Below are 10379 nucleotides of genomic sequence, written 5' to 3'. Positions count from 1 at the left end.
GGCGCGCAGGCCGGTCGTGGGGTTCAGGGCGATCTGCTGCATGCCGGACCAGAACGAGCCGAAGTTCAGCCACCACCGCCCGCTGGCGTCGACGATCAGGTTCGGGTCGATCGCGTTGAAGTTGTCGGTGCTGCGCGACTCCACGACCAGGCCCCGGTTGGTCCAGGTGCCGGACGCGCCGGTCGGGCTGGTGGCCAGGAAGATCGCCGACTTGTTCTCGCCGAACGTGGACGCCGAGTAGTACAGGTAGTACTGGCCGTTGTGGTACGAGATGTCCGGCGCCCAGAGATGCGCGCTGCCGCGCGTGTAGGTCAGGGTCCACGGAGCGCCGTTGGGGAACGCCGCTCCCGCCGCCCGGAAGTTGGTCCGGTCGGTCGAGGTGGTCAAGGTGATGTTGTCGCCGGTCTGGGCCACGATGTACGTGCCGCCGGGGGTCTTGACCATGGTCGGGTCGTGGGTGCCGACCGCGCCGGACACCGCGCCCGGGTGGGGATAGGCGGCGGGCGGGGTGGTCGGGGTCGCGGCGACGGCGACGGGCGCGGCGGGTTGCACGGCGGCCTCCGCGTGCATCGTCACGGCGGTCAGGGCGGCGACGGCGGCCGCGACCGGCACGACGAGCAGGGCTCGCCGAGGGATCCGGTACTGGGACATGGGGGTGTCCTTTGCTCGGGCGCTGACGTCCGGCGAGTTGGAGGGGGTGGATCAACCGGGACGTCAAGCGCGACTGTTAGCGCTAACAACTTGCGTCATGGAGAGGCCATGGCCAGGACCCGGCAGCAGGACCGCCGAGTGACTCACATCATGCGGCACTTAGTGTGCCTCCCGAACTTTTAACAGTCAATAAACAGAAGTTGATATGTGGTTTCCCTCAGGTGACTCGCCGGCCGCGGCACCGCACCCGCCAGCCCCTAGAGTCGGGTCTGAAATCAGCCTGCACAGCCGGAGCGCCCGTGGACTACCCGTTCGACATCGACGAGATCTTCGCCAGTGGAAGTGAGGGCTCCATCCGGCTGCCGCGGCGACAGACCGGCAGCTCACCCCAGGACCGGACCGTCACGCTGCTGGCCGACTACACCGTCCACACGCAGGCCTGGCTGCCGTCCGCGGCGATCGTCGCCCTGCTCGCCGAGTCGGGGGTGAGCGCCGCCGGCGCCCGGACCGCGATCAGCCGCCTCGCCCGCCGCGGCGTCCTGGAGAGCGACCGCCAGGGCCGGCACACCCGGTACCGGCTCACCCCCGCCGTCGCGGCGCATCTGCGCGCCGGCGGCGAGTGGGTCGCTTCCTACGGGTCGGGCGCCGCGACGTGGGACGGCTGGTGGACGCTGCTCGCGTTCTCCCTGCCCCAGGAGGCGGCGGTGCAGCGGCGCGCGCTGCGCGGCCACCTGCGCTGGATGGGCTTCGCGCCGCTGTACGACGCGTTATGGATCTCGCCGCGGGAGTTCTCCGCCCCGGCATGGGGCGATGCCGCCGCGTTACGCCCTGCCACCGCGACGATGTTCCGCGCCCGCCACCTGGACCTGACAGGCGCCGGCGGCCGCAACCCCATCGACGCCTGGGACCTTCCCGCCATCGCCGCCGAGTACGAGCGGTTCATCCGGCACTGGCGAGGGTTCGAAGCGGACGAGCGGGTCGACGGTGTGACAGCGGTCCGTCTGCGTACCGAGGTGATGGACACCTACCGCCGGTTCTCCACCCTCGATCCGCAGCTGCCCGACCGGCTCCTTCCACCGGGATGGCCGCGGCAGGCCGCCCGCGACACCTTCGCCGGCGTCTACGACGGACTGGCCACCCGGGCCGAGCGGCACGTACGGGATCTGGTCGCCACGTACGCCGTCGGCCCGCCACCGGAGATCCGGGCCAACACCGTCGCCGGGCTCGAGGCGGGCACCGCCCCGGCGATCCACCGTTGAGCACCCACCGGCCCCCGCGTCAGCCGTTGCGAACACACCGGACGTAGCCGGTGGCGGCCTTGCGGTAGGTGGTGAACCCGTCGTCGTAGTTGAGGGCCCACCGGGCCGCCGGATCCGGTACGGGACGCGTCGCCGACCAGTACGGGGCGCCCTCCGCCGTACCCGGGAAGGCGTCCCGGTCGATCGCCGGGGCCACCCTGGTCTCGTCCACGGTGGTGGCGAGTTCCTGGATGGTCGGCAGCCGCCACGATCCACCGCCGAGGTCCAGGTCCGCGCAGTAACCGGTGGCCCTCCCCGCCGGCCGGGCCCGCTGCCAGACCAGGCCGGTGGCCGGATCGGTGACCTGACCGGCGGTGACGCGGTACGCGGGCCGTCCGGTCCCGGCGCCGGACTGATCAGCGGCGTTGCTGGTCAGGCCCTCGGAGAAGTTGATGATCCAGGCCCGGGCCGGCTGGGCGCCGACCGCCCACGGTGACGAGGTCCAGAAGAACGCCGCCAGGGTGCCGGGGAACGCCGACCGGTCGATGGCCGGACCGGGGCCGACGCGGAGGGGGTAGGACGCGGCGGCGCGGTGGTGCTGACGACCGGTGCGCGCTGCGCCACCGGCTCCGGGTCGCCGGGCAGGGCGGCCAGCGAATCTCAGCCGCTGTCGTCACCGGCCGATAGGGCAGACATGGACATGCGGGTCCGAAACACCTCCGTCGGCACCCGGCTCGGTGGCGCCTTCGCCATGGTGAGTGTCCTGCTGCTCATCGTCGCGGGCGCCGGCGCGTGGGGCGCCCATCGGCAGCGGCAGTTGCAGACCGACCTGACCCGGCTGCGGGCCCTGGCGGATCAGATGCAGGAGCTGCGTTATCTGGATGCCGACATCAGCGGCTGGCAGGGCTACATCTACTCGGAGGCGCTGGTCACCGGTGGCCCGGCCGCGGTCAAGCCGGATGCGTACAACCGGGCCGGGCTGCTGGAGTCCAAGGCAGCGGTCTACGAGCTGCTGAAAGCACTGGACCGCGCGGCGATGATCGACGCGGAACGTGCCGAGCTGGACCGGCAGAGGCAGCTGTGGGACACCTACTTCAGCCTGGACGACCGGATGGTCACCCTCATCGCCGAGGGCACCCCCGGTGCTCTCCGGCAGGCGTACGAGATCCTCAACGACCCACTCGACAGCGCCTGGAGCGACCTGCTCGGCTCCACCGAGAAGGTCATCGCGTCGGTGGCCGCACGGGTGAACCAGCTGACCGTCGAAGTCGACCGGGTGGGCCGCCTGGTGGTCGCCGCCGTCCTGGGCACCGGACTGCTGGCGGTGGTCGTGGCCCTGGTGCTGAGCCGCCTGGTCACCGGTTCGGTGGTGCGCCCGCTGCGGCGCAGCATCGCGGTCCTGGACAGCGTCGGCGCCGGTGACCTGACCGCCACCACCGGGCTCACCGGCAGCGATGAGACCGGCCAGCTCGGCGCCGCGATCGACGCCATGACCACCCGCCTGCGGGAGACGGTGCAGGCGATGGCGGACAGCGCCGACACGCTGGCGCAGGCGTCGACCGAACTCTCCGGCACCAGCAACCGGCTCGCCGCCGGATCGGCGACGACCACCACGGAGGCGGCCCGCGCCTCCGGAGCCGCGGCACAGGTCTCCCAGCATCTGCAGGCGGTCGCCGCCGGCTCGGTGGAGATGGACCAGGCCATCGCCGAGATCGCCCGCAGCGCCGCGACCGCGGCGCAGGCCGGTCAGCAGGCGGTGCAGGCGGTGGAGGCCTCCACCGCCACCGTCGCGGAACTGGGCGCCAGCTCCGCGCAGATCGGTGAGGTGGTCAAGGCGATCACCGCGATCGCCGAGCAGACCAACCTGCTCGCTCTCAACGCCACCATCGAGGCGGCTCGCGCCGGGGAGGCCGGGAAGGGTTTCGCCGTGGTCGCCGGCGAGGTCAAGGACCTGGCCCAGGAGACCACCCGGGCGACCGGGGACATCATCGGCAGGGTGCAGGCCATCCAGGCCAGCAGCCGGGCCGCCGGCGACGCGATAGACCGTATCCGGCTGGTCGTGGCCGACATCGACGCCCATCAGACGACGATCGCTGCGGCGGTCGAGCAGCAGAGCGCCACCAGCCGGGAGATGAGCCGCGGCGTCTCCGAGACGGTCGCCGGGAGCACCGACATCGCCGTCGCCGTACAGGCCGTGGCGACCACGGCACAGCAGACCGACACCGGCATCGACCAGGCCCGGGCCGCCGCGACGGAACTGGCGGAGATGTCGGCACATCTGCGCGGCCTGGTGCAGCGCTTCCGCTATTGAGTCCCAGCCACCGCCGGAGCCGGCCGGGGACCGTGTGAACCGCGAAAGGGCGCACCGGCTGCTGGATCATCGCGGACCGGTGCGCCCTTTCGTCGGGAACTTCGCGTCACGGCCAAGCAACACCCGCTCCAGATGCCATCTTCTGGTACCTGCAAGACAAGTGCAATAGTAGCTGCGGCCAAACCCCTCCCCCGCCGGTGATCTGGCCGTCAGCGCGGAACGTGCCGCCCCGGGCCCGGGACGCGGGAACCCGTGGGGCCGATGCTATTCGCGGCCGTACATTCTCTGAACTGCAGTGAGGCCGTGTCTCGAAGTGTCATTGCGGCGTGCGGTCGCCGGTGGGACCGACGGGCGTCACGGCATGGCGTCGACTTCATGGTGGTCGCGTGCGATTCCGGCGGCGGCGGTGCGCAGTGCGTCCTGTACCGCGGCAACGGCCGGCGCCTCGGCGGCGGTGGTGCGGGTGGCGGTGAAAATGGTGCGCTGGAGGCGTTCTTCCCGGATCGGGTGGGCGGTGATCTGGGGTAGCGCTGTGGTCAGCAGGGTCGGGAGCAGGGCGACGGCTCTACGGGAGGCGACGAGGGCGCCGAGGACGAGTCCGTCATCGCTGCGGTGCTGGATGTGGGGCTCGTAGCCGCCGAGGCGGTTGCAGACGTTGCGCAGGACCGCGTCGAGGCCGGTACCGCGGTGTCCGGTGGCCCAGACCGCGGGTTCGCAGGCGGCGAGCGGAATCGGCAGGTCAGCGGCCAGCGGATGTCCGGGGTGCACGGCCAGGAGGACGTCCTCGCGCATCAGGTCACGGCGGGTGATGTCGCGTTGCCGGGCGAGCGGGACCGGGTCGTACTCGATGCCGACGACGAGGTCGACGGCGCGGGAGCGCAGTTCGTCCAGGGCGGGGGCGGTCTCCCGCTGGTGGACCTCGACCTGCAGGTCAGGTGCGGTGGCGGTGAGCCGGTCCAGGGTCGCCGGCAGCAGGGCGAGAGCGGGTGTCTGCACGATGGTCATGCGCAGGCGTCCGCTCGGCGTGTCGGCGACGGTGGCCAGTTCGGTCCGGATCGCCTCATCCGCGGCGAGGGCGTCGGTGGCGTAGGCGGCCAGCCGACGCCCCGCCGGGGTGAGTTCGACATTGCGGCCGACGCGGCGCAGCAACTTGACGCCTGCTTCGCGTTCCAGTTGGGCCAGCTGCGCCGACACGCTCGACGGGCTGTAGGACAGGGCCTCGGCAACCGCCGACACCGTACCGAGCCGGGCCAGATGATCCAGCAGGCGCAGACGTCGTAACTCCATTCTTCGGATTCTCCTACGAATTTCCGTCGGAAACGTGCGCTGGTCGAGAACGGTTCGGTCGGGGACCGTTGACGACATGCTCCTGGTCTCGCTCCTCCTCGCACCGGCCGTGATGGCAGCCGCCGCTCTGGTGGAACGGCAGTTCGGCCCGTCGGCCGCCGGCTGGATCGCCGCGCTGCCCATCGCTTTCGCGGTATCGGTGGTCGCTGTCGCCGCCGACGCGACCCCGCACGTGGCCGGGACGATGGCGCTCAGCGCCGCCACCCAGGTCGGCGCTCAGGTTGCTTTCGGTATCGCCTTCGCCCGCGCCCTGCGCCGGTGGGGAATGCTGCGTGGCATCGGGGTCGGGGTCCCGGTCTACGTCGCGGGCTCGTTGGCCGTCCAGCACGTGCCCGACCTGCTCGCGGTCGGCGTCGCGGTCGCCGCGCTCGCGGTCGGCCCACGGCTCATGCCGGCCGGCCGGCCGCAGCGGCCCGCACCCCGGCACTGGTCCGGCATCGCCCTGAGCAGCCTCAGCGCCGCGGTGGTCGTGGTCATCGCGGTACTCGCCAGCCGGCTTTCCGGCCCCGATGTCGCCGGAGCGATCGCGGCGTTCCCGACGATGTGCACCATCCTCGCTGTGGTCACCGTGCTGCGCGACGGGGCCCCGGCCGGTGTGCACGCCCTCGGCGGCCTCGTCCGAAGCCTGCCCTGCTATCTGACCTTCTGCCTCGTGGTCGCGTTCACCACCCCCGTCGCCGGCCTCGCCGCCGTCGGGATCGGGCTCCTCGCATGCTCGGCAACCGCGGCCCTGACCTGGCGGCGCGTCCCGATCGCCCCCGCCGCCGGCTCGGCGCATCACGCCGGACGGGGGCGCCCGTCGACGTCCACGTCCTCCGCCGTCAGAGCACTCACCAAGACACCGTGAGTCGCTCGACAACGTTCTCCGGCGCCGATTCTCGCCGAGACGGTCCCAGGTCGCCGCCAGTCCGATTCCGGACAGCGCCCGACCCCTGGCGTACCGCAGGATCAGTCCACTGTGACGAGTGGCAGGAGAAGACATGCATGACCTGGTGAGCCGCGCCCGGACCATGGCGCCGTCGCTGCGGGCCCGCGCCGCCGAGTTCGACGGGGCCCGGCGACTGCCCGCCGATCTGGTCGCCGAACTGCGGGCGGCGGGCTTCTTCCGCATGTTCGTGCCCCGCAGCCACGGCGGCCACGAGATCGACCTGCGGACCGGGATGGCCGTGCTGGAGGCCCTGGCCACCGCCGACCCGGCGGTCGGCTGGACCGTGATGATCGGCTCGGAGACGCCGCATTTGCTCGCCTTCCTGGCCCGGGACACCTTCGACAAGATGTACGCCGCCGGCCCCGACCTGATCGTCGGCGGCGGTTTCAACCCACAGGGCACCGCCACCCGCACCGCCGACGGCTACCTGGCCGACGGCAGGTGGGCGTTCGCGAGCGGCTGCACGCACGCCGACTGGCTGTTCGGCAACTGCGTGGTCCTGCCCGCCGGGGCGCCGGACGGGCCGCCCGTGCTGCGGTCGGTGCTGGTGCCCGCCTCCGAGGCCCGGATCGTCGACACGTGGCAGGTGCTGGGGCTGCGCGGCACCGGCTCGCACGACATCGAGATCCGTGGCGTCCAGGTTCCCGAGGAGCATACGTTCGACCTGTTCGCCGGTGTCCCCTGCGTTCCCGGGCCGGGCTTCGTGGCGCCGCTGATGCACTTCATCCTGCACCTCGGCGCCGTCGCGGTCGGCATCGCCCAGGGCGCCCTCGACGCCACCGCCGGCCTCGCCGCCGAGGGCAAACAGCGGCTGTACGCGAAAACCCGTCTCGCCGACAGCCCACTCTTCCAGACCGGCCTGGGCCGGGCCGACGTCACCGTGCGCGCCGCCCGCGCCCTGCTGGAATCCACCGCTGACGAACTGTGGACGCTGTGCGCCTCCGACCCGGCCGGGCTGCCCGCGATCGGTCCCCGCATCTCGGCCACCCTGACCTGGGTCACCGACGCCGCGTCGGCCGCCGTCGACGCCTGCTACCGGGCCAGCGGCGGCCAGGCCGCCCGCGACGCGTCACCGATCCAGCGCCGCTTCCGCGACATGCACACCTTCAGCCAGCACGCGGCAGCCGCCGAGGGCTGGCTGACCGGTCACGGCGCCGCCATGCTCGGCTCACCGACCCCGCTGTCCTACTGAGCGCCCGCCCCTCACCGAGGATGGTGGAACGGGCGGCCCGGCGCGCTATGGTTGCCGGACAGCAACTATCGGAGCTGAGGGCGCCGGGCGGCGCGACACCGGTTGGTCATCTCCATCCGGCCATCACGGCCTTGCAGGAGACCACCGATGATCATTCACAGCGTGCGGCCGGCCGACGGCGTGGTCCGCATCCGGCCGTACGGTGAACTCGATCTCGCCACCGCCGACGACGTGCAGCGGGTCATCCGCCGGGCGATCACCTCCTCCGGGGTCCGCGAGGTGGTCGTGAGCCTCGCGGACGTCACCTTCTGCGACTCGTCGGGCATCGCCGCCCTCGACGAGGAGTACGCGGCCGCCGCCGACCGTGGGCTGCGTCTCCGCGTCACCGACCCCCAGCCGGGCGTCCGCCGGGTCCTGGAGATCGTGGGCCTGCTGGAGCCGCTGACCCGCCCCTGACGGTTCGATCCGCGCCGCCGATACGCCCCCCACGGTCGACAGGGAGCGGCGCAGACGGCCGGCCCGGCCGCCGTCAGCCCACGAAGAAGGTGCCGGCGGTGAAGATCAGCAGCAACGTCGCGTGGAGTGTGGCGCCGACCAGCAGGATCGTCCGGTCCACCACCGGATGGGCGCCCAGCCGGCCCAGCACGAGGAAGACCGCCAGCACCTCGAGGACGTAGCGGGCGGACGACATCATCGGCCGGAACCAGGAGGTGGTGGACAGCAGCAGGACGAGGATGAGCACGCCGTGCGCCGTCAGGTACATCTGGTCCGGGCGGAACCGGAACGGCCCGGCCACGGACAGCAGCAGCAGAGCCGCTACCAGCAGGACGGTGCCGGCGTCGATGGCGGCGCCCAGCGTGTCCGCGCTCAGCAGCCCGCCCCGCGCCCGTTCCACGGCGCTCACCCAGGCGCCGCCCGGCAGGGTGTACTCGCGGCCCCACTGGTCCTGGGCGGTGCTGAAGGCCAGCGGATCGTCCAGGGCGACCAGGCAGTACAGGCTGTAGAGCGCGGCGCCCATCGGGATCAGCGCCAGGCTCAGCAGATCGGGGCGCGGGCGGCGTCCCGGCCGGCCGGCCTGCCGGACGTATTCGACGGCCAGCGGGAGCACCAGCAGGACGCCGAACAACCGGGTGGCCGAGGCGAGCGCGCCGAGACAGCCGGCCCACCACCAGCAGCCACGCCGCCCGGCGTACAGGGCGGCGGTCATGAGCAGGATGAACAGCGACTCGTTGTAGCCGATGAACAGGAAGAAGCCGGTCGGGAAGACAGCCAGGTACCAGGTGGCCCGCTGCGCCACCCGGGGGCCGAACTCGCTGTCGGCCAGCCGGTGGACCACGGCCAGCGCTCCGAACGCCGCGACGTTGGCGACCAGCAGAGCGGCGACCAGCGCCCCGCCGGGCACGATCGCGTCCGCAGCGCGGATCAGCATCGGGAACAGGGGGAAGAAGGCGGGCGACGCGGGGTCGGTGTGGTAGCCCGCCTCGGCGATCCGCAGGTAGTGCTCGGTGTCCCACCTGTTCAAGCCGGTCAGGAGCTCGACCGCCGCCGGGGCCGGTCCACCGTGGTCGCGAGGCAGCCAGGCCAGCATCCGTACGGCCAGGTGAACGACGGTGACCACCGACCACACCGCACCGGCCGCCAGCATCGCCCCGCGCCAGCCCTGTCCCGATCGGTCCGGCGCCCGGGACGGCACCGGGACGGCGGGCGCGAGAGCAGCCGTCATGACGGTTTCCGCGGGGTGGCGCGCATGCGGGCCGGGCCACGACCAAGATCGTTCATACCGTCTTGACGTACGTCCGCCCTCGACGGTTGCACCCACGGGAGAATTTCCACCGCGGGGCCGGGGCTGTTATCGCTCACATAGAGCAAAGCCGAAGACCGGACTGATTCATAGATGCCGATTGACACGATTTAACTCACGGGGCACAGTGGATGCCGCGCCAGACGCCGCCCCGCCCATCCCCCGCGGGCCGCGGATCAGTTGTTAGCGCTCATCCCCCTGTTCGCAGCCGGCCACTGTCCCCCCTGGGCCCGGCTTGCGGGCACCGAATGGAGGACCTCATGTCCAGGTACCGGATTCCCCGGCGAGCCCTGCTCGTCATGCCGGTCGCCGCCGCCGTCGCCGCCCTGACCGCCGTGACGATGCACGCGGAAGCCGCCGTGCAACCCGCCGCGCCCGTCGCCGTCGCCGCGACCCCGACCACCCCGCCCGCCGCCTATCCCCACCCGGGCGTCGTGTCCGGCGCGGTCGGCACCCACGACCCGACCATGGTCAAGACCCCCGGCGGCACGTACATCGTGGCCCAGACCGGGAACAACATCCGCCTGACCACCTCCACCGACCGCACCACGTTCCGGGAGGCCGGCGCCGTGTTCCCCGGCGGGGCGCCGTGGACCACCACCTACACCGGCGGCAGCGCCAACCTGTGGGCGCCGGACATCTCCTACCACAACGGCCAGTACTACCTGTACTACTCGGCATCCACGTTCGGCTCCAACCGGTCCGCGATCTTCCTGGCCACCAGCCCGACCGGCGCGTCCGGCACCTGGACCAACCGCGGCCTGGTCATCGCGTCCAGCTCGTCGAACAACTACAACGCCATCGACCCGAACCTGACCGTCGACGCCTCCGGCCGCTGGTGGCTCAGCTTCGGCTCGTTCTGGTCCGGCATCCAGCAGATCGCCCTCAACCCGTCGACCGGCCTGCGCTCG

The 10379-nt window shown here is 72.1% G+C and carries 10 protein-coding genes; 6 read left to right on the top strand and 4 right to left on the bottom strand.

What is annotated here, in order from left to right; all coding sequences use genetic code 11:
- Positions 1–651: arabinan endo-1,5-alpha-L-arabinosidase (locus ACZ3II_RS43450; RefSeq protein WP_465526755.1), on the bottom strand; the 651-nt coding region annotated here is incomplete at its 3' end.
- A 299-nt stretch (positions 652–950) separates the two neighbouring features.
- On the opposite strand from ACZ3II_RS43450, the gene ACZ3II_RS43445 reads away from it, so the two are divergent.
- Positions 951–1910, top strand: coding sequence for a PaaX family transcriptional regulator (locus ACZ3II_RS43445; protein ID WP_465526753.1), 960 nt, complete (start codon positions 951–953; stop codon positions 1908–1910).
- A 19-nt stretch (positions 1911–1929) separates the two neighbouring features.
- On the opposite strand, the gene ACZ3II_RS43440 is transcribed toward ACZ3II_RS43445, so the two are convergent.
- The gene (locus ACZ3II_RS43440) at positions 1930–2325 is read right to left on the bottom strand and encodes an Lcl C-terminal domain-containing protein (protein ID WP_465526757.1); all 396 of its coding nucleotides are present in this window, start codon (positions 2323–2325) and stop codon (positions 1930–1932) included.
- Between the two features lie 264 nt (positions 2326–2589).
- On the opposite strand from ACZ3II_RS43440, the gene ACZ3II_RS43435 reads away from it, so the two are divergent.
- Complete coding sequence (locus ACZ3II_RS43435; protein WP_465526751.1) at positions 2590–4200, top strand: methyl-accepting chemotaxis protein; 1611 nt, start codon at positions 2590–2592, stop codon at positions 4198–4200.
- 354 nt (positions 4201–4554) lie between these two features.
- Here ACZ3II_RS43435 and ACZ3II_RS43430 read toward each other — a convergent pair whose 3' ends face one another.
- Complete coding sequence (locus ACZ3II_RS43430; RefSeq protein ID WP_465526749.1) at positions 4555–5487, bottom strand: LysR family transcriptional regulator; 933 nt, start codon at positions 5485–5487, stop codon at positions 4555–4557.
- Between the two features lie 76 nt (positions 5488–5563).
- Between ACZ3II_RS43430 and ACZ3II_RS43425 the strand changes: the two genes are divergently transcribed.
- The 3 genes from ACZ3II_RS43425 (at position 5564) to ACZ3II_RS43415 (ending at position 8123) form a co-directional block, all read left to right on the top strand.
- Complete coding sequence (locus ACZ3II_RS43425; RefSeq protein WP_465526747.1) at positions 5564–6394, top strand: hypothetical protein; 831 nt, start codon at positions 5564–5566, stop codon at positions 6392–6394.
- A 133-nt stretch (positions 6395–6527) separates the two neighbouring features.
- Positions 6528–7667: an acyl-CoA dehydrogenase family protein gene (locus ACZ3II_RS43420; protein ID WP_465526745.1), complete on the top strand. Its 1140-nt coding sequence runs from the start codon at positions 6528–6530 to the stop codon at positions 7665–7667.
- Positions 7668–7814: 147 nt separating this feature from the next.
- A complete protein-coding gene (locus tag ACZ3II_RS43415) occupies positions 7815–8123 on the top strand; it encodes an STAS domain-containing protein (protein WP_465526743.1) in 309 nt (102 codons plus the stop codon).
- 73 nt (positions 8124–8196) lie between these two features.
- Here the strand turns inward: ACZ3II_RS43415 and ACZ3II_RS43410 are convergent, their stop codons facing one another.
- Positions 8197–9390, bottom strand: a complete 1194-nt coding sequence (locus ACZ3II_RS43410) for a mannosyltransferase family protein (protein ID WP_465526741.1) — start codon at positions 9388–9390, stop codon at positions 8197–8199.
- A 338-nt stretch (positions 9391–9728) separates the two neighbouring features.
- Here ACZ3II_RS43410 and ACZ3II_RS43405 point away from each other — a divergent pair.
- A partial coding sequence (locus tag ACZ3II_RS43405; RefSeq protein WP_465526739.1) for an arabinan endo-1,5-alpha-L-arabinosidase occupies positions 9729–10379 on the top strand: 651 nt, incomplete at its 3' end.

Source organism: Actinoplanes sp. NPDC019969, assembly GCF_055562375.1.
The sequence above is the reverse complement of the archived record's forward strand: the minus strand, read 5'-3'. Positions and strand labels throughout refer to the sequence as shown.

What these genes read in the sequence shown, in the direction of transcription:
- ACZ3II_RS43425 (WP_465526747.1), top strand. Translation starts at nt 5,564, where the DNA reads ATGCTCCTGGTCTCGCTCCTCCTCGCACCGGCCGTGATGGCAGCCGCC.
- ACZ3II_RS43415 (WP_465526743.1), top strand. Translation starts at nt 7,815, where the DNA reads ATGATCATTCACAGCGTGCGGCCGGCCGACGGCGTGGTCCGCATCCGG.
- ACZ3II_RS43420 (WP_465526745.1), top strand. Translation starts at nt 6,528, where the DNA reads ATGCATGACCTGGTGAGCCGCGCCCGGACCATGGCGCCGTCGCTGCGG.
- ACZ3II_RS43410 (WP_465526741.1), bottom strand. Translation starts at nt 9,390, where the DNA reads ATGACGGCTGCTCTCGCGCCCGCCGTCCCGGTGCCGTCCCGGGCGCCG.
- ACZ3II_RS43435 (WP_465526751.1), top strand. Translation starts at nt 2,590, where the DNA reads ATGCGGGTCCGAAACACCTCCGTCGGCACCCGGCTCGGTGGCGCCTTC.
- ACZ3II_RS43430 (WP_465526749.1), bottom strand. Translation starts at nt 5,487, where the DNA reads ATGGAGTTACGACGTCTGCGCCTGCTGGATCATCTGGCCCGGCTCGGT.